Origin of the sequence: Pseudomonas sp. BC42 (assembly GCF_021560055.1) — a bacterium.
Taxonomy (GTDB): domain Bacteria; phylum Pseudomonadota; class Gammaproteobacteria; order Pseudomonadales; family Pseudomonadaceae; genus Aquipseudomonas.
The window spans coordinates 1,941,837-1,960,617 of record NZ_CP091067.1; the positions used below are offsets into that span (position 1 = coordinate 1,941,837).

Annotated in this window: 18 protein-coding genes; 11 read left to right on the forward strand and 7 right to left on the reverse strand. The window is 63.5% G+C overall.

The window, feature by feature from the left end:
* Positions 1-145 precede the first annotated feature (145 nt).
* Positions 146-706, reverse strand: coding sequence for a TetR/AcrR family transcriptional regulator (locus tag L1O02_RS09255; protein ID WP_060844298.1), 561 nt, complete (start codon positions 704-706; stop codon positions 146-148).
* A gap of 188 nt (positions 707-894) precedes the next feature.
* Between L1O02_RS09255 and L1O02_RS09260 the strand changes: the two genes are divergently transcribed.
* Both L1O02_RS09260 and L1O02_RS09265 read left to right on the forward strand, forming a co-directional pair.
* The gene (locus L1O02_RS09260; RefSeq protein WP_235759788.1) at positions 895-1,548 is read left to right on the forward strand and encodes a GntR family transcriptional regulator; all 654 of its coding nucleotides are present in this window, start codon (positions 895-897) and stop codon (positions 1,546-1,548) included.
* Positions 1,549-1,563: 15 nt separating this feature from the next.
* Positions 1,564-2,415: a DUF1989 domain-containing protein gene (locus L1O02_RS09265; RefSeq protein ID WP_060844296.1), complete on the forward strand. Its 852-nt coding sequence runs from the start codon at positions 1,564-1,566 to the stop codon at positions 2,413-2,415.
* A 43-nt stretch (positions 2,416-2,458) separates the two neighbouring features.
* On the opposite strand, the gene L1O02_RS09270 is transcribed toward L1O02_RS09265, so the two are convergent.
* Complete coding sequence (locus tag L1O02_RS09270; protein WP_082729282.1) at positions 2,459-2,626, reverse strand: DUF2897 family protein; 168 nt, start codon at positions 2,624-2,626, stop codon at positions 2,459-2,461.
* Positions 2,627-2,757: 131 nt separating this feature from the next.
* Positions 2,758-4,122, reverse strand: a complete 1,365-nt coding sequence (gene eat, locus L1O02_RS09275; protein ID WP_235759789.1) for an ethanolamine permease — start codon at positions 4,120-4,122, stop codon at positions 2,758-2,760.
* Positions 4,123-4,454: 332 nt separating this feature from the next.
* Here eat and kdpF point away from each other — a divergent pair, with 332 nt between their 5' ends.
* The 6 genes from kdpF to L1O02_RS09305 all read left to right on the forward strand — a co-directional run bounded on the left by kdpF (position 4,455) and on the right by L1O02_RS09305 (position 12,501).
* A complete protein-coding gene (gene kdpF, locus L1O02_RS09280) occupies positions 4,455-4,544 on the forward strand; it encodes a K(+)-transporting ATPase subunit F (RefSeq protein WP_016964080.1) in 90 nt (29 codons plus the stop codon).
* A gap of 11 nt (positions 4,545-4,555) precedes the next feature.
* Positions 4,556-6,250 carry a potassium-transporting ATPase subunit KdpA gene (gene kdpA, locus L1O02_RS09285; protein ID WP_129406367.1) on the forward strand — a complete coding sequence of 565 codons (1,695 nt, stop codon included), beginning with the start codon at positions 4,556-4,558 and terminating at the stop codon, positions 6,248-6,250.
* A 10-nt stretch (positions 6,251-6,260) separates the two neighbouring features.
* Complete coding sequence (gene kdpB / locus L1O02_RS09290; RefSeq protein WP_235759790.1) at positions 6,261-8,345, forward strand: potassium-transporting ATPase subunit KdpB; 2,085 nt, start codon at positions 6,261-6,263, stop codon at positions 8,343-8,345.
* Between the two features lie 94 nt (positions 8,346-8,439).
* The gene (gene kdpC / locus L1O02_RS09295) at positions 8,440-8,985 is read left to right on the forward strand and encodes a potassium-transporting ATPase subunit KdpC (RefSeq protein WP_060844293.1); all 546 of its coding nucleotides are present in this window, start codon (positions 8,440-8,442) and stop codon (positions 8,983-8,985) included.
* A 68-nt stretch (positions 8,986-9,053) separates the two neighbouring features.
* Positions 9,054-11,705 carry a sensor histidine kinase KdpD gene (locus tag L1O02_RS09300; protein WP_060840439.1) on the forward strand — a complete coding sequence of 884 codons (2,652 nt, stop codon included), beginning with the start codon at positions 9,054-9,056 and terminating at the stop codon, positions 11,703-11,705.
* Positions 11,706-11,805: 100 nt separating this feature from the next.
* A complete protein-coding gene (locus tag L1O02_RS09305) occupies positions 11,806-12,501 on the forward strand; it encodes a response regulator (protein ID WP_060840438.1) in 696 nt (231 codons plus the stop codon).
* 25 nt (positions 12,502-12,526) lie between these two features.
* Here the strand turns inward: L1O02_RS09305 and L1O02_RS09310 are convergent, their stop codons facing one another.
* The gene (locus L1O02_RS09310) at positions 12,527-13,564 is read right to left on the reverse strand and encodes a patatin-like phospholipase family protein (RefSeq protein ID WP_060840437.1); all 1,038 of its coding nucleotides are present in this window, start codon (positions 13,562-13,564) and stop codon (positions 12,527-12,529) included.
* 221 nt (positions 13,565-13,785) lie between these two features.
* Here L1O02_RS09310 and L1O02_RS09315 point away from each other — a divergent pair, with 221 nt between their 5' ends.
* The 3 genes from L1O02_RS09315 (at position 13,786) to L1O02_RS09325 (ending at position 15,880) form a co-directional block, all read left to right on the forward strand.
* On the forward strand, positions 13,786-14,064 hold the full coding sequence (locus L1O02_RS09315) for a hypothetical protein (protein ID WP_016964073.1): 279 nt from the start codon (positions 13,786-13,788) through the stop codon (positions 14,062-14,064).
* Positions 14,065-14,206: 142 nt separating this feature from the next.
* Entirely contained in the window at positions 14,207-14,974 is a 768-nt protein-coding gene (locus tag L1O02_RS09320; RefSeq protein ID WP_060844291.1) for a CHAD domain-containing protein, read from the forward strand.
* A 108-nt stretch (positions 14,975-15,082) separates the two neighbouring features.
* The gene (locus tag L1O02_RS09325; RefSeq protein ID WP_108546071.1) at positions 15,083-15,880 is read left to right on the forward strand and encodes a thioesterase family protein; all 798 of its coding nucleotides are present in this window, start codon (positions 15,083-15,085) and stop codon (positions 15,878-15,880) included.
* Positions 15,881-15,884: 4 nt separating this feature from the next.
* Here the strand turns inward: L1O02_RS09325 and L1O02_RS09330 are convergent, their stop codons facing one another.
* The 3 genes from L1O02_RS09330 to L1O02_RS09340 form a co-directional block, all read right to left on the reverse strand.
* Positions 15,885-16,247: a terminase gene (locus L1O02_RS09330; protein ID WP_060841993.1), complete on the reverse strand. Its 363-nt coding sequence runs from the start codon at positions 16,245-16,247 to the stop codon at positions 15,885-15,887.
* A 112-nt stretch (positions 16,248-16,359) separates the two neighbouring features.
* The gene (locus L1O02_RS09335) at positions 16,360-17,841 is read right to left on the reverse strand and encodes a methyl-accepting chemotaxis protein (RefSeq protein WP_108546070.1); all 1,482 of its coding nucleotides are present in this window, start codon (positions 17,839-17,841) and stop codon (positions 16,360-16,362) included.
* An 85-nt stretch (positions 17,842-17,926) separates the two neighbouring features.
* Positions 17,927-18,733: a TatD family hydrolase gene (locus L1O02_RS09340; RefSeq protein WP_108546069.1), complete on the reverse strand. Its 807-nt coding sequence runs from the start codon at positions 18,731-18,733 to the stop codon at positions 17,927-17,929.
* Between the last annotated feature and the right edge of the window lie 48 nt (positions 18,734-18,781).

The following is an 18,781-nucleotide window of genomic DNA, read 5'->3' on the forward strand; positions in this document are numbered from 1 at the left end:
GCCGGACTTCCACCGGCCTCTGGCGTGTCTGAGGGCTTCTGGCTCGCAAGTGAACCTGCGGCGAAGTCATGGATGGTTTTAGCGACTCAGGGATGTCAGGTCGCAAGCGTTCACTGCCTTCGAGCGTTGTCTGGAGCGGGCGGTGTTACTTAAGCTCCCGCTCCTTCAGGCCATTGGCGACAACATCCAGAATCCGCTCGCCCAATTCAGCGTTTTCCACGCTGCGCGAGAGCATCAGCGCACCCACCAGGGTCGACATGATCATCAGGCTGCGCTGCGCTTTGTTATCGCCTTCCAGGGTGTCTTCCAGTTGCGCGAGCCTGGTGTTCAGTACTGCATCGGTGATGGGGCTGGGTTGGCCACGTTGGCCGAGCTCCGCGCTCATGGTCGGTAGCGGGCAGCCCAGATGGGGGGAAGTCCGGTGCCATTCGGACAGGTAGTTGTCGATAAACGCCTGTAGCGGCTGCGCTTGTGCGAACAAGGTGGCGCAATGGGCATCCAGGTCTTGGGCCGCTGAGCTTAGTGCTTCCTCTACCAGCTCATCCTTTGATTTGAAGTGGGAGTAGAAACCGCCATGGGTCAAGCCCAGCGCCTTCATCAGGGGCTGTAACCCCGTTGCGCCTATTCCATCACGGCGAAAGCGTTCCGAAGCTTCTTTGATAATGCGTTGGTGAGTCTGGGCTTTATGGTCTGCTGAATAACGCATTTGAGAAACCTCCACATCTAGAGCGCCATTTTAACCAAGGATGGTCAGATCACGCCGCACCTTCTTGTAGGCTTTATCTGTAGGTACAGCGTTCTGACAGGTATTGCTGCTCGGAGTCTCAGGGAGGTTTGGCACGATAATTGTTCGCTGATTGATCAAAAGTTGTTGAACAATCCAGAGGCGCCTCCATGAGCAACGGTTTATCCCTGGCGGACCTGATCACCGTGGAACTGCGTGCAGACATCATCGGCGGTCGCTTGCTGCCTGGCATGCCGCTGGTGGAAAGCGAGCTGGTCAACAGTTACAACGCCTCTCGCAACACCATTCGTGAAGCACTGCACCGTTTGGGTCAGGAGGGCCTGGCCCTTTATGTCCGGCATAAGGGCGTGGTGGTTCGCCGTCTCGGTCATGACGACATACGGGACCTGTTTCGGGTACGCCGCACTCTCGAGTTGCAGGCGATCGTCGGCGCCCGCCCTCTGTGTGAGCTGCAGTCCGAGCGCATGCTTGATGCCATCGAAGCGGCCGAGCTGGCCCGGGAACGTGAAGACTGGCGCGCCGTCGGTACCCATGGTTTGCGCTTCCATCAGCATGTGGTGGGGTTGCTGGATTCGCCGCTGTTCGATGAGTTCTTCACCAATGTGGTCGCACAGTTGCGCCTGGTGTTTTGCAACGCGCCAGACGAAGCGCAGTTTCAGGCCCCCTGGCTGATGCGTGACCGGATCATTTACCAGTGCTTGGCAGAGGGGGACAGAACCTCCGCCGGCGAGGCCATGGAGACCTATCTGGACGACTCCGAGCGCTTGTTGTTGAGCATGTTCAGCCAATCCTTACGTCACTGAGCGAGGGCGATACCCATGTACAAAGACTATCCAGCGGCTTACCAGGTCAGTAAAGGTTCGGCGCTGCAGGTGGACACGGCGTTCTATGAACGTATTCGCGACAGCCGTGAGCAGCGCACGCTGGTCGAGCAATTTGAGGTGCCGATCCGCACCGGGCGTGCCTGGAAGGTTCCCGCCGGACATGTGTTTCGCGTCACCACTCCGGCAGGGCCGCAGGTGGGTGATTTCAACGTCTGGAATGCCAACGACCCGCGGGAAAGGTTATGGGCGGCCCGGACCCGGCAATTGCAAGGGGCTCACGTCAGTACCCACGATCGACTCTGGTCGAACCTGCCTTTTCTTCGGCCCCTGGTCACCATCACCGATGACAGCCTGGCGAATTACGGCATTGATGAGCACGGCGGTCGCCTTCACGACCTGTTGGGCACCCGTTGTGATCCCTATGTCAACCGCATGCTCACCGGCGAGGACTTCCACCACCACTGTCACTCCAACCTGACCCGGGCGGTGCTGCCCCACGGGCTGACCGAGTTTGACGTGCACGATGTCTTGAACATCTTCCAGTGCACCGGCCTGAATCACGACGACATGTACTTCATGAAGGCCTGTCCGGCACAGAAGGGCGATTATCTGGAGTTCTTTGCCGAGATCGACTTGCTGTGTGCGTTGTCGACCTGCCCGGGCGGTGATCTGTCGCTACCGATGTGGGGCCCGGATGCCCAGGATCCCTTGAGCGTATGCCGGCCGCTGGGGGTCGAGATCTATCGTCTCGACGAAACCCTGCTCGAAGGCTGGAGCCAGCCGCAGCGCGCGGCCTACAAAGGATTGCACGGCTTGCATATCGCCAAGGCCGAATGGGAACAGTAGGGCACGAAATAGCCCCTTCATCCGTCGGTGAAGGGGCTGGGGATCAACGATCTCGTGCTTCCTTGGCATCCATTTCCGCGTTGCGTTGCGCCACGCGTTTACGCTGCTCATCGGTCAACTCCACCTTGTTGGCGGTGTCGCGCAGCAGCATCAAGCCGCCGACGATCGAACCGATAGCAACCACCAGGATCAACCAGGCATACCAGGGCATAGGACTCTCCTTGAACGGCAGTTCCCGAGGACGAAGGTTCATCCTCGGCACGGCCTGTAATGCTTTGAGTTAAAGCACTGCGCAGGGGTTCCATTGTATGCCCGATTGCCCTGGCCAGTGGCGACTGATGCTTACAGCCCGGTGAGCATGGCATCCGCCGGAGCATTGGCCCGCAGTTGTGCGGTGAGTTGGAAGTAGATGAAGCCCAGCACCATGAAAGCCAGGAAGATCAGGCCGATCAGGGCGTTGAACCAGGCCATGGCTATCAGGCACACCACGGCCAAGACCAGGGCGATCCCCGGTATCAGCGGATAGCCAGGAGCACGAAAGCTGCGTGGCAGGTTCGGTTCGGCCCGGCGCAGTTTGAACAGGCTGAGCATGCTCATGATGTACATCACGATGGCGCCGAACACGGCCATGGTGATCATCGCTGCGGTGAGGGTCATGCCGCCCAGGTTGATCAGGCCGTCGCTGTAGATCGCGGCGATGCCGATCAGGCCGCCGGCGATGATTGCTCGGTGCGGTGTTTGAAAGCGCGACAGCCTGGCCAGGGAAGCGGGCAGGTAACCGGCCCGGGCCAGGGCGAAGAACTGCCGCGAATAGCCGAGGATGATCCCGTGAAAACTGGCGACCAGTCCGAACAGACCGATCCACACCAGCATGTGCAGCCAGCCGGAACTGTCGCCGACCACCGCCTTCATTGCCTGGGGCAAAGGATCGTTGATGTTCGACAGGGTGCGCCAGTCGCCCACGCCGCCGGCGAAGAACATGACACCCATGGCCAGCAGCACCAGGGTCAGAATGCCGCTGATATAGGCCTTGGGAATGGTGCGCTTGGGATCCTTGGCTTCCTCGGCGGCCATGGCGGCGCCCTCGATGGCCAGGAAGAACCAGATGGCGAAGGGAATCGCGGCGAACATCCCGGCGATCGCCGGAGCGCCGAAGGTGTCGGCACCGGCCCAGCCATTGAGGGCAAAGTTGCTGAAGCTGAAGGCCGGGGCCACCACCCCCATGAAGACCAGGAGTTCCGCCACCGCCAACACACAGACCACCAGCTCGAAGGTGGCCGCCAGTTTCACCCCGAGAATATTCAGGCCCATGAAGACGATGTAAGCGCCCACCGCAGCGTGCTTGGGGTCCAGCGCCGGAAACTGCACATTCAGATAGGCTCCAATCGCCAGGGCGATGGCCGGTGGGGCGAAGACGAATTCGATCAGGGTGGCCAATCCGGCGATCAAGCCGCCTTTCTCGCCGAAGGCGCGACGGCTGTAGGCAAACGGGCCTCCCGCATGGGGAATGGCGGTGGTCAGCTCGGTGAAACTGAATATAAAGCAGGTATACATGGTTGCGACCAGTAAGGAGGTCAGCAAAAAGCCCAGGGTCCCGGCGACCCCCCAGCCATAGCTCCAGCCGAAATATTCTCCGGAAATCACCAGGCCAACCGCGATTCCCCATAAATGCAGCGTGCCCAAGGTGGGTTTGAGTTGTGTGTTCATCGGTGGCTCCCTGAACGGTTGACAGTGCTCGGGACAGGCCGCTGCAGCAGCCGTGCCAGCCCAGCAACCCGCGTCGTAAAGTCGGGAAAGCTGTCGTATCGAGGATATTTCCCGCTTTTTCGCCGCTGATTCCCTTCCACCCGCGCTGTCCTCGCGCTTCTTTTTGGGGCACGACCGCTGTTGGCCTCTCAGGCCCGTCCTGCCACCGTGCGCGCCAACCCAGTCTTTACGCTTTCTTTATGGGCTGCCCACCCCGTCGATCTCGTTCCTTTACAGGGACCCTGCGGACAATGACGGCATTCGCGGCAATCGCCGTACCTCGGAGACATTCCATGAACATTCTGGACGCGGTATCGCTGCTGCTGGCAGTGGGCCTGTTCGTTTATCTACTGGTTGCGCTGTTGCGCGCGGACCGGAACTAGGAGCTGCGGTTATGCACAGTTATGACTATTGGCTGATCCTGGCCTTTTTCGCCCTGGTGCTGTTGCCGGCGCCCTGGCTGGGACGTTTCTACTACCGGGTCATGGAAGGCCAGCGTACCTGGCTGACGCCGCTGCTGGGGCCGGTGGAGCGTGTCTGTTACCGGGTTTCCGGGGTCGATCCGCAGGTGGAGCAGAGCTGGCAGAAATACGCCCTGGCCCTGCTGGCGTTCAACCTTGCCGGCTTTGTCCTGCTGTTCGCCATCCTGCTGTTCCAGGATCACTTGCCGCTCAACCCGCAGCATCTTCCTGGGCAGGAATGGACCCTGGCGTTCAACACGGCGGTCAGTTTCATGACCAATACCAACTGGCAGTCCTACAGCGGTGAAGCCTCCCTGAGCTACCTCAGTCAGATGGTGGGCCTGACCGTGCAGAACTTCGTCAGTGCGGCCACCGGCCTGGCGGTGCTGGTTGCCCTGTGCCGCGGCATCGGCCGGCGTTCGGTTCGCACCCTGGGCAATTTCTGGGTCGACATGACCCGCGCGACCCTTTATGGCCTGCTGCCCCTGTGCCTGCTGCTGGCCCTGTTCCTGGTCTGGCAGGGCGTGCCCCAGACCTTTGCCCATTACGTGGACGCCCTGACCCTGCAAGGCAACGAGCAGGTGATCCCCCTGGGCCCGGCAGCCAGCCAGATCGCCATCAAGCAGCTGGGCACCAACGGCGGCGGCTTCTTCGGCGTCAATTCGGCGCATCCCTTCGAGAACCCCACCGCCTGGAGCAACCTGCTGGAACTGGTGTCGATCATCCTGATTCCGGTGGCCCTGGTGTTTACCTTCGGCCATTACGTCAAGGACCTGCGCCAGAGCCGCGCCATCATCGCCTGCATGTTCGCCCTGTTCCTGATCGGCGGCGCCACCTCGCTGTGGGCCGAATATCAGCCCAACCCGGCGTTGCAGAACGCTGCGGTAGAACAGACCGCCCCTCTGGAAGGCAAGGAGGCACGCTTCGGCACCACTGCCACGGTGCTCTGGTCGGTGACCACCACCGCCGCCTCCAATGGCTCGGTAAACGGCATGCATGACAGCCTCAACCCGCTCAGTGGCATGGTGGCGCTGATCAACATGATGGTCGGCGAAGTGATCTTCGGCGGCGTGGGGGCTGGTCTCTACGGCATGCTGCTGAACGTGCTGATTGCGGTGTTCCTGGCTGGATTGATGATCGGCCGCACCCCGGAATACCTGGGCAAGAAGCTTCAGGCCAAGGAAGTGCAACTGTTGGTGGTGACCCTGATGGTGATGCCCATCGGCGTACTGGTCCTGGGCGCCCTGGCTGCCAGCCTGCCGGGTCCGGCCGCTGCCATCAGCAACCCGGGGCCCCACGGCTTCAGCCAGTTGCTGTACGCCTACACCTCGGCCAGCGCCAACAACGGTTCGGCATTTGGCGGCTTCAGCGCCAATACCCCGTTCCACAACCTGATGCTGGGCCTGGGCATGCTGATCGGGCGTTTCGGCTACATCCTGCCGGTGCTGGCCCTGGCCGGCAGCCTGGGCTTGAAGAAAACCGCGCCCATCGGCCTGAACAGTTTCCCCACCCATGGCCCGTTGTTCGTGGCCTTGCTGACCGTGACCATTTTGCTGGTGGGGGGGCTGACCTTCCTGCCGACCCTGGCGCTGGGCCCTATCGCCGAACACCTGAGCATGGGCTTCTGAGGACCTGATGATGAATATGCATGTTCCTGTCTCAAACAAGGCTGCCGATGCGCCCGCCAAGACCAAGCCGGCCAAGGCCGAAGCGTCGGGCACCGCGATCTCGGCCCTGTGGCGTCCGGCGCTGATCCAGGCCTTCGTCAAGCTCGATCCGCGCCAGTTGCAGCGCTCGCCGGTGATGCTGGTGGTGGAGTTGACGGCGCTCCTGACCACCGTGCTGTGTTTCGTGCCGGACACCGCGGTGCCGACTTTCGTCGCTGCCCAGATCGCCCTGTGGCTGTGGTTCACGGTGCTGTTTGCCAACTTCGCCGAAGCCCTGGCCGAAGGTCGGGGCAAGGCTCGCGCCGACAGCCTCAAGGCCGGTAGCGAGGGCTTGAGCGCCCGGCGCCGGAGCGCCGATGGCGGCTATCAGCTGGTGCCGGCGACCCAACTGCGCAAAGGCGATGTGGTTCGAGTCGAAGCCGGGGAAATGATCCCCGGGGACGGTGAGGTGATCGAGGGCATCGCCGCGGTCAACGAGGCGGCGATTACTGGTGAGTCGGCGCCGGTGATCCGCGAATCCGGTGGGGATCGTTCGGCGGTGACCGGCAATACCCGGTTGGTTTCCGACTGGCTGCTGGTGCGCATCACCAGTAACCCCGGAGAGTCGACCCTGGATCGCATGATTGCCCTGGTGGAGGGCGCCAAGCGGCAGAAGACCCCCAATGAAGTGGCCCTGGACATCTTGCTGATCGGCTTGACCCTGATTTTCCTGCTGGTGGTAGTGACCCTGCAGCCGTTCGCCCACTTCGCCAATGGCAGCCTGCCGCTGGTGTTCCTGGTGGCGTTGCTGGTGACCCTGATCCCCACCACCATTGGCGGCCTTCTGTCGGCGATCGGGATCGCCGGGATGGACCGACTGGTGCGCCTGAACGTGATCGCCAAATCCGGTCGTGCGGTGGAAGCGGCAGGGGACGTGCACGTGCTGTTGCTGGACAAGACCGGCACCATCACCTTCGGCAACCGTCGTTGCAGCGCCATCCACCCGGCTCCCGGGGTCAACGCCCGGGAACTGGCGGAGGCGGCCTTGCTGGCCTCCCTGGCGGATGACACCGCCGAAGGCAAATCCATCGTCGAGTACCTGCGCGAACTTTATCCACAGCCCGAGCCGACCAGCGATGTGTTGACCGCCGTGCCGTTCAGTGCGGAAACCCGCCTTTCCGGCGTCGACTACCAGAGGCGGATCTATCGCAAGGGCGCGGTGGATTCGGTACTGAGTTTCGTCGGCCTGGAGCGCCGCGACCTGGCCCCGGCCCTGTCCCGGGAGATCGACAAGATCGCCCAGAGCGGCGGCACGCCGCTGCTGGTCTGTGGCGAAGGCCGGATGCTCGGCGCCATTCACCTCAAGGACGTGGTCAAGCCCGGTATCCGCGAGCGTTTCGCCGAGTTGCGCAAGCTGGGGATCCGCACCGTCATGGTCACCGGCGACAACCCGCTGACCGCCGCCGCCATCGCGGCGGAGGCCGGGGTCGATGATGTGCTGGCCGAGGCCACGCCGGAAAAGAAACTGGCGCGCATCCGTCATGAGCAGAATGACGGGCGTCTGGTGGCCATGTGCGGCGACGGCGCCAACGACGCCCCGGCACTGGCCCAGGCCGATGTCGGCATGGCGATGAACGACGGCACCCAGGCGGCCCGCGAGGCGGCCAACATGGTCGACCTGGACAGCGATCCGACCAAGCTGCTGGACGTGGTGCAGATCGGCAAGGAGCTGCTGGTGACCCGTGGCGCCCTGACCACCTTTTCCATTGCCAACGACGTGGCCAAGTACTTCGCCATTCTGCCGGCGTTGTTCGCGGCGATTTATCCACAGCTGGGCGTGCTCAACATCATGCAACTGACCAGCCCGCAGAGCGCGATCCTTTCGGCGATCGTGTTCAACGCCCTGATCATCGTGGTGCTGATCCCCCTGGCGCTGCGTGGCGTGCGGGTCCAGGCGGCCAGCGCCGCTCACCTGCTGCGGCGCAACCTGCTGGTCTATGGCGTGGGCGGGATAGTGGTGCCCTTTGTCGGGATCAAGCTGATCGACATGCTGCTGACCGCGCTGCACCTGGTGTAGCCCGCCGCTGGCCGGCGCAGGACGCAGCAAGGTTTGCGACCTGATCGCCGGCAGCCGGCCCCTGCACGTGACCGAATGAATCGAGGAATGAGAAATGACTAGCGTATTGCGTCCGGCCTTGAGCCTGATGGTGTTGATGACCCTGATCACCGGCGTGGCTTATCCGCTGGTGGTCACTGGAGTGGCCCAGGTCGCGTTTGCGGACCAGGCCAACGGCAGCCTGGTGCGTGATGCCGAGGGCAAGGTGCGGGGCTCGGCCCTGATTGCCCAGGATTTTGTCGGCGATGCCTGGTTCCATCCGCGCCCTTCGGCGGGGGCCTTTGCCACGGTATCCAGCTCTGCCAGCAACCTGGCGCCGAGCAACCCGGCCCTGGCCACCCGGGTGATCGACGATGCCCGCAAGCTCCAGGTTGCGGGTCAGGGCCCGGTGCCCCTGGCCCTGCTCACCACCTCGGGCAGCGGCCTTGATCCGCACTTGCCACCCGAGGCAATTGACTATCAACTGGCGCGGGTCGCGGCGGCGCGCAATCTGCCGGCGGACCAGCTGCGGGCCCTGGTGGCGGCACATACCCAGCGGCCCCTGGTGGGGCCACCGGTGGTCAATGTGCTGACCCTGAATCAAGCCCTGGACCAGTTGTAAGCGCTGGCGCCGGCGGCGGCAGCTAGAGTGCCTGGTGAATTGAATGTTTCGTTGCAGAGAGATACCCCATGAGTGATTCCGGTCGCGCCGATGCGCTGCTCGCTGAACTGCCCCGTGACGGTCGTGGCCGGCTCAAGGTCTTCCTCGGTGCCGCTCCCGGCGTCGGCAAGACCTACGCCATGCTCCAGGCTGCCCACACGCAACTGCGCCAAGGGGTCAAGGTGCTCGCCGGGGTGGTGGAAACCCACGGGCGCGCCGAGACCGAGGCGCTGCTGGCCGGTTTGCCGCAGCAGCCCCTGGTGCGTTCGGAATACCGCGGGGTGATGCTCGAGGAAATGGACCTGGACGGCCTGCTCAAGGCCAAGCCCAAGCTGGTGCTGGTGGATGAGCTGGCCCACAGCAATGCCCCCGGCAGTCGGCACGCCAAGCGCTGGCAGGATATTCAGGAACTGCTGGCGGCCGGCATCGACGTGTTCACCACGGTCAATGTCCAGCACCTGGAAAGCCTGAATGATCAGGTCCGCGGCATCACCGGGGTCCAGGTGCGTGAAACCCTGCCCGACTGGGTGCTGCAGGAAGCCTATGAACTGCTGCTGGTTGACCTGCCGCCACGAGAGCTGCTGGAGCGCCTGCGGGACGGCAAGGTCTATGTGCCGGAGCAGGCGCGGGCGGCCATCGATGCGTTCTTTACCCAGACCAATCTCACCGCCTTGCGCGAGTTGGCGATGCAGACCGCCGCGGCCCAGGTGGATAACGACCTGGCCCTGGGCTACCGCCAGCTTGGCCAGGCGGCGCCGGCGGTGCGGGGGCGTTTGCTGGTGGGCATTGACGGCGATGCCCAGGCCGAGCGCCTGGTGCGCCATGCCAGTCGCGTGGCCCAGCGTCGGCACCTGCCCTGGAGCCTGGTGCATGTGGACAATGGCCGGCTGCAGGACGAGCAATCGCGCCTGCGGTTGCAGGCGGCGCAGCAACTGGCTGAGCGCCTGGGCGGGGAGGTGGTGCTGCTGCGCGCCGGCGAGGTGGCCAAGACCTTGATCCAGCACGCCGCCGAACGCCGTGCCAGTTTGCTGCTGGTGGGGCAGTCCAGTCGTCGCTGGCGTCGGCGCTGGTTTGGCGGCGGCCTGGCGGCGCGCCTGTTGCGCAACGCCGAGGGCCTGGAGATCAATGTCCTGGACACCGATCCTCTGCCGCATCAGCCGGGCTTGCGCAGCCAGCATTCCCTGCAGTGGTTCGACTATGGCCTGGCGCTGTTGGCCACCGTTCTGGCCAGTGCCCTGGCCTGGGGGGTGGCCAGTGTCCTGCCGCTGCCGAACATCTCGCTGGTGTTTCTCGCCGCGGTGTTGCTGGTGGCGGTGCGCAGCAGCCTGGGGCCGGCCCTGGCCTGCGCCGCGCTGTCGTTTTTGGCCTATGACTTTCTGTTTATCCCGCCCAGTTTCTCGTTTGCCATCCAACGTGAAGAGGATGTGCTGACCCTGTTGTTCTTCCTGCTCATGGCGGCGCTCACCGGCAACCTGGCGGCGCGCCAGCGGCGGCAGCTGCAGGCGCTGCGTGAAACCCAGGAGGAAACCGGCGAGTTGCTCGATCTGTCGCGCAAGCTCACGGCCGCCACCGATCGGCAGGCGGTGATCAGCGCCGCAGCCCAGCACCTGCACGGTCGCGATGAATTGCGCATCTGCCTGCTCAATCGCGACGGGCAGGGCGGCTGGAAAGTCGAGACCGGCGGTTCGCTGCAGTTTTCCGAGGCCGAGCGGGCCGCGGCGGACTGGGCCTGGCAGCATGATCAACCGGCGGGCCTGGGCACCGGGACCCTGCCATTCGGACGCTGGTGGTGGTGGCCGCTCTCGGTGGACGACGGTCCCCTGGGGCTGTTGGGCGTGTGCCCCAGGGAAGGCGAGGAGTTCAGCGGTCAGCGCCGGCGCTTGCTCACGGCCCTCAGCCAGCCCCTGGCCCAGGCCCTGGCCCGGGCGCGTCTGGCCGAGGACCTGGAGGCGGCGCGCCTGCACGGCGAAACCGAACAGTTGCGCAGTGCCTTGCTGGCCTCGGTGTCTCACGACCTGCGCACGCCGCTGACGTCGATGCGCGGCAGTATCGACAGCCTGCTGGCCCTGGGGGAGGCGATCCCCCTGGAAGATCGGCGCGAATTGCTCGAAGGGACGCGGGATGAAGCCGAGCGCCTGGATCGCTATATCCAGAACCTGCTGGACATGACCCGGCTTGGGCATGGTGCGTTGAAGCTGGCCCGGGACTGGGTGGCGCCGGGGGACATAGTCGGCAGTGCCCTCAACCGTCTGCGGGTGGTGCTGGCGCCGTTGCGGGTGAGCACCGAGCTGCCGCCGGACCTGCCGCTGCTCTATGTCCATGCGGCCCTGATCGAGCAGGCGCTGGTCAATGTCCTGGAAAACGCCGCACGCTTCTCGCCGCCCCAAGGGCGTTTGCAGCTGAAAGTCAGTGCCGGTGAGGGGGAGTTGAGCTTTGCCGTCAGCGACGAGGGGCCGGGGATTCCCGAGGAGGAGCGGGCGAAGATCTTCGACATGTTCTACACCTCCGCCCGCGGCGATCGTGGCGGGCAGGGCACGGGCCTGGGGCTGGCGATCTGTCAGGGCATGGTCGGCGCCCATGGCGGGCATATCAGCGTCGCCGAAGGCATCGACGGCCAGGGCACTTGCATCACCTTGCACCTGCCGCTGCAGACCCAGCCGGAGCTGGAGAACGACCTGTGACAAGCCGTGATCCGCAACACTGCCAGTGCGCACGAAGGCCATTTGGATGTGGCCCGGCGTGCGCTACTCTTTTGCCTCTTATTTGCCTTGAATTGAACCCATGAGCCAGACCGCGACCATCCTGGTCATCGACGACGAGCCGCAGATCCGCAAGTTCCTGCGCATCAGCCTGGCGTCACAAGGATACAAAGTGATTGAAGCCGGAGCCGGTGCCGAAGGCCTGGCCCAGGCGGCGCTGAACAAACCGGACCTGCTGGTGCTCGATCTGGGGCTGCCGGACATGGATGGCCAGCAGGTCCTGCGCGAGTTTCGCGAGTGGTCGACGGTGCCGGTGCTGGTGCTTTCGGTGCGCGCCAGCGAAGTGCAGAAGGTCGAAGCCCTGGATGGCGGCGCCAATGACTACGTGACCAAACCCTTCGGCATCCAGGAGTTCCTGGCACGCATCCGCGCCCTGCTGCGCCAGGCGCCCGCCGGCGAGGTGCAGGAAGCGGCCTTGCAGGTGGGGCCGCTGACGGTGGACCTGGCCTATCGCCGGGTACTTCTGGACGGTCTTGAAGTGGCCCTGACCCGCAAGGAATACGCCGTGCTGGCGCAGCTGGCACGGCATCCCGGGCGGGTGATCACCCAGCAGCAGTTGCTCAAGGACATCTGGGGACCGACCCACACCGAGGACAGCCACTACCTGCGGATCGTGGTCGGGCATCTGCGGCAGAAACTGGCGGACGATCCGACCCGGCCTCGGTTCATCGTGACCGAGGCGGGAGTGGGCTACCGGCTGTTGGGCGGCGATTCCTGAGCTGTCGGGCTCGGCTCTTGCTGGCTCAGCGCTGTTCCTGTTCGTAGCGGTCCAGGGTGTCGCTGGCGATTTCCCGCCCCAGGGCGATCAGCTCCGGCGCCTTGTAGAACTCGAAGAACCGGCACACGCGCTTGGGCACGTTGATCAGGATGTCCGGCGGGTAGCCGGCAATCTTGTACTGCGCCAGGGAGGTCTGCATCACCTCGAAGCTCTGGTTCACCAGATCCAGCAGCGACGCCGGGCCGACGTTGTCGATGATGAATGAACCACTGGCGGACTTGGGCGCGCCTTCGGTTTCCGGTGCGGCCGCCGGTTGCTGGGCCTCCGGCTCGGCGCCTTCGACCCAGGGATTGATGTCGGCCGCTTCGCTCTTGAAGGCTTCCTGTTCGAGCAGCAACAGTTGCTCGGCCTGCTTGCGGCGGAACGGCAGGTGCGAGCCCAGGGAATTGATCAGGCTGTCGAAGCGGCTCTTGAACGCCGGCGGGCGCTGGATCACCGGCAACTGGTAATGGCGCTGGTTGGTGGAGTTGAGGTTGACCGCGATGATCAGGTCGCAATGACTGGACACCACCGGCACGATCGGTAGCGGGTTGAGCAGGCCGCCGTCCACCAGCATGCGATTGCCCTGCATCACTGGGGTGAACAGGCTGGGAATGGCCGCCGAGGCGCGCATGGCCTGATGCAGGCAGCCCTCCTGGAACCAGATCTCCTGTTGGTTGGTGAGGTCGGTGGCCACGGCGGTGTAGGGAATGCGCAGGTCTTCGATGTTGACGTCACCGACGATCTTGCGGATCTGGCCGAAGACCTTTTCGCCGCGAATCGCCCCCAGGCGGAAGCTCACGTCCACCAGGCGCAGCACATCGAGGTAGTCCAGGCTTTCGATCCATTCCCGGTACTCGGCGAGCTTGCCTGCCGCGTAGATGCCGCCCACCACCGCGCCCATCGAGCAACCGGCGATGCAGGCAATGTCATACCCGCGTCTTTCGATCTCCTCGATGACCCCGATATGGGCATACCCGCGTGCGCCTCCTGAGCCGAGGACCAATGCAACACGTTTGTTCATGATTCGTCCCTTCGCCAAACAGGCTGCAACAATGCACCCATAGCGCCCCGGGGTTCAATTGCTGATGCGCCTGCGGCTTGCATCAGTGTTTTTTCCTAGGGGCGATGGGGCGGTGACGTTATGCTCCTGCGGCTATATTTTCCAAAGGTCGAGTCAGGCACTTTTCGCGGCTGCCATCGTCTTAACCTGTACGACTGTTTCTTTTTCCTGAGGTGTCATTGATGAAAGCCTGGATCTGTTTGCCCCTGATTGCATTGGTTCTGACCGGTTGCGCGGGCAAGACCGCCTACCGTGACAGTTGCGGCACTCAGCTGGACGCCGCCTGGCATGAGCTGGACCTGGCCAAGGCCGAAGGGTTCGCTGGCACCGTGAGCTATTCCAAGGCCCTGTCGCTGCTGACCGGTGCCAAGACCCAGCAACAATTCGAAGCCTTTGAAGGCTGCACCAAGAAAGCCGAGAAGGCGCGCTTCTACATTCGCGAGTCGCGTGCCGGGCGCTGAGTCGCGCCAGGCGCTACGCTGAAGCGGCAACCCTCATAGCGTGGGGCCGTGACCGGGCGCAATGCCAGTCACGGGCCCACGTTTTCATTCTTGAGCTGGATAAGCCGAATTCAGGCTTGCACGTCGTATTGGGGAACCCGTGATGTCTGCCTTGGTTGATCGATTGGTGGTTCAGATCCTGAGCCTGGAAGTGAGCTTGCTGGCTTGTCAGGCGCGCATGGCGGCGGCCACCGATGCCGAGGCGCTGCACGACTTGCGCATCACCGTGCGCCGCTTGCGCAGCCTGTTGCGCCCGTTGCGCGGCTTGCCCGGTGTCGAGCAGTTGGAGGCGGCAGCCGGCGCGGTTGGGCAACTGACAACGCCGATTCGTGACCGTGAAGTACTGGCGGCTTATCTGCACCAGCATGGCCAGCACCTTGCCGCCGAGCGGCGCACCGCCCAGTTGCGCCGGGAGTATTCGGCAGTGGCTGGCGGACCCCAGCTGGCCCAGCTGTTCCTGGTACTGGATGCGTTTCCGCGATTCCTGCGGGCTTGCCAGCGCCAGGGTTTGCTCCGAGGTTTGCGCGTGCGGATTGAGAAGCGCCTGGCCAAGCAGTGGAAAGCCCTGGGCAAGGCGCTGCAGGACCCCGCTCACGATCGCCATCGTTTGCGGCTGTTGATCAAGCGTGTGCGCTACGCGGCCGATGCCTATCCCGAGCTCGATCGTTTGCCGGCGCTGGCGATGAAACGTCTCAAGGCGGCCCAGGGCGCCCTGGGGGATTGGCATGACTGCTGGCAGTGGCTGGCGCAGGCCGAGCAGCAAGCGGATCTGCTGCCCTGTGTCGCCGTCTGGCGTCGAACCATGCTCAAGGCCGAAACCGCGGCTGACCAGGTGCTGGATCAGTTGTACGACGATTGCTTGCGAAAGTGATTGTCATTGTGCGGCTTATCTGTCCGCTGCTTTGGCCGGAATAGTGGCTGTGCGGCTCTAAGGCGCTGGTTAAGATCCCTGAGTCTTTTTTTTGCCCCCGAGGTTTTCATGCGTTTCTATGATTTGCTCGAAGCCGTTCGCAGCCAGCCCCAGGCGCTGACCATTCCGGCCGAGTGGGCTCAAGGTCGCGCCAGTTTCGGTGGCCTGGTGGTCGCCCTGCAGTACGAAGCGATGCGCGCCAAGGTTCCGGCCGCCCGCCCGGTGCGCTCTTTGGCGGTCACTTTTGTCGGGCCCGTGGCGCCGGACGTTCCGGTCAGTTTTGAAGTGGATGTCCTGCGTGAAGGCAAGGCGGTCAGCCAGGTATTGGGACGGGTGATGCAGGAAGGCCAGGTGGTGACCCTGGTGCAGGGCAGCTTTGGCGCCTCACGCGAGTCTTCGGTGACGATTGACGCCGAACCTGCGCCCGAGATGAAACACTGGGATGACTGCCAGGAGCTGCCCTACATCAAGGGCGTAACCCCGGAGTTCATGCGCCATCTGGCGATGCGCTGGAGCGTTGGCGGCTTGCCCTTTACCGGCAACCGTTCCCGGGACATGGGCGGCTGGGTGCGTTTGCGCGGGGAGGTCAAGGAAGAACCCGTGACCGAGGCGCACATCCTGGCGCTGGTGGATGCCTGGCCGCCGGCCTTGTTGCCGCACCTGAGCAAGCCGGCCGCCGGCAGCACCCTGACCTGGACCATCGAGTTCGTGCAGCCGCTGCTGCCAGTCAGCACCCTGGACTGGTGCAAGTACCGGGTGGAAACCGAACATGCCCGCGACGGTTACGGCCACGCGGCGGCGGCACTCTGGAGTCCCGATGGACAACTGATTGCTCTGAGCCGGCAGACGGTGACCATCTTCGCCTGAGGCCTCAGTGCCGGTGGCGTTGCAACCAGGCCCGCCACCAGGCACCACTGAGGACAAAGCGCGGGAAGGTCAGAAACTGTTCCACCAGCAGGCGTTGCACGGCGTCCTGGCGATCAGTGAAAGGCTCGACGGCTTGGGCTTCCAGGCTATGGCCGTGGCGTTGCAGGCCCAGGGCGGCCAATACACCGACCAGGCCGATGGCCAGACTCAGGAAACTCAGGGAAAACACGCCCGAGACAATCAGCAGAAAACCGACGATGAACAGCGGTACGGCAATCAGGTGCAACACCAGATTGGTCGGGTGCTGGTGGCTCTGCGGGTAGACGCGCCATTGCCAGGCCGGAAGATTGGGGTGACGTTTGCCCATGGTGATCATCCTCAGTTCTTGAAAACTCGTGAACCAAGAATAGGGGCGAGGTCGTAAGAGGGCGAATCAAGGCTGGCTATCGTTCCGATAGCCAGCGGGCATGTGCAGGGGATCAGAGTTTCAGTTGGCCGATGGCCTTGCTCAGTTCGCCGGCCAGGGTCGCCAGTTCACTGCTGGTGGTGGCGGAGGCCACGGTCTGTTGCACGGTGTTTTCGGTGACGTCGCGGATGCTCACCACCGCCCGGTTCATTTCTTCGGCCACCTGGCTTTGTTGTTCTGCGGCCACGGCAATCTGCGTATTGCTTTCGCGCATCTGCGCCACCGCGCCGGTGATCTCCGCCAGAGCCGCCCCGGCTTCCTGGGCCTGCTGTACGCAGTCGTCGGCCTTGAACGAGCTCTCCTGCATGAAGTCCACGGCGTCCCGGGTGCCTGCCTGCAAGGCTGCGACCATGCCGGTGATCTCGTCGGTGGAAGACTGTACGCGTTTGGCCAGATTGCGCACCTCGTCGGCCACCACGGCAAAGCCGCGGCCCATTTCGCCGGCTCTGGCGGCTTCGATGGCGGCGTTGAGAGCCAACAGGTTGGTCTGTTCGGCGATGCTGTGGATCACGTTGACCACGCCGTTGATCTTCTGGCTGTCTTCCGCGAGCTTTTGAATCATCTCGGCGGTTTGCTGCACGCCGTTGGAGAGCCCGGCAATGGACTTCTGCACTCGGCCGACCACTTCATGGCCGGTGCCGGCCAGGGTGTCGGCGGTCTGGGACAGGTCCCGGGTGGCGCCGGCGTGCTGGGCGATGTGGAAGACGGTGGCGGACATTTCGTTGATGGCAGTGGCGGCCTGATCGGTTTCACTTTGCTGACCGAGCATGCCGTGACGCACATCGTTCATGCTCGAGGCCAGGCGCGCGGCGCCCTGATCCAGCTGGCGAGCGGTGTTGGCCACGGTGTTCACCACCCGCTGGTAACCGGCCTGCATGGCATTGAAGGCGCTGGCCATCTGGCCGACTTCGTCCTTGCAGGACAGCGGCACCCGGGCCGACAGGTCGCCGGTTTTCTCCACATGCAGCATCACATCCTTGAGGGTGTTGAGCTGGCTGAGGAGAAAGCGGATCAGCAACTGCGAGGCGCAAAGCATGGCGAACATCAGGATGAAGACGGCCACGGCGTAATGGGTGAAGCGGTCGCTGAAGACCTGAGCCAGGCTCGGTGCGTGGGCCAGTACGGCAACCTGCTGGCCATTGGCGCGGCTGACGACCTCCGCACCCAGCAGCGGGTTGTCGCCGAAGAGCGGCATGTGATTGATTTCGACCCAGCCGTTGGCGCCGTTCAGTTCAGGCAAGGCCTGTTCGTTGAGGCTGGGAGTCTGGCCCTGGGAGAAGGCCAACAGGTTCTCGCCACTGGGCAAGGGCTGTCCCGCAGGCCAGGCATTGAGCAGATGGGCCTGGCTCCGGGCTGCGGCCTGGGCGGCCTGACTACGGGCCTGCTGCTCCAGTTGCACCGCGTACAGCACCAATAACAGGGTGGTGACGAAGGCGACCGCATTGACCGCCCAGAATTTGTATTTCAGCGAGATATTGCTAAGCCAGGCACCCATAGAAGGTCTTCTCTGATTGAGCGAAACAGTATTGGCAAGGTGCCAGTATTGTGCCGCTATGATCTCGGAAAAATCTTGATATGGGTCAAGCAATTTCTGGCAAGTTGAAAAAGGCTCTGGAGCAGGCCGTGCTGTGGCGGGCCAGGTCTTGCGGCGTTTCGTCCCGGTGCAGAGCCACTTCCCGCAGGACTTCTGTCAGGTAGGCCGGTTCGTTACGGCCATTTTTCGGTTTCGGCCGCAGGCTGCGGGGCAGCAGGTAAGGGGCGTCGCTTTCCAGCATCAGGCGTCCCCGGGGGATGTTGCGCACCAGTGGATGCAGATGGGTGCCCCGGCGTTCGTCGCAAATCCAGCCGGTGATGCCGATATGCAGGTCCAGGTCGAGGTAGCTGAACAGCGCTCGTTGCTCGCCGGTAAAGCAATGCACCACGGCTGCCGGCAAACGGTCACGAAAGTCTCGCAGAATGTCCAGCAGACGCTGGTTGGCGTCGCGTTCGTGGAGGAACACTGGCAGTTGCAGTTCGGCCGCCAGGGCCAGGTGCTCTTCCAGGACCTTTTCCTGCTGCGGGCGAGGGGAGAAGTCGCGGTTGAAGTCTAGCCCGCATTCGCCCACCGCCCGTATCCGCGGCTCGCTGAGCAGGGCGCGCAAGCGCCGCGGACTGTCGGCATTCCAGTCGCTGGCAGAGTGAGGGTGCAGGCCCGCAGTGGCGAACAGTCTTTGCCCGTCGGCATCCAGTTGCTGGCACAGTTCCAGGGCCTGTTCGCTGCCATCGACGCTGGTTCCGGTGAGGATCAATTGGCAGACCCCGGCCTCATAGGCGCGATTGAGAACGGCTTGGTGTTTTTCGGCAAAACAGGGATTGGTCAGGTTGACGCCGATATCGATGAGTTGCATGGTGCTATCTCCGCCTGCGGCCGGAAAGCATATCAGAGCTGTAGATTT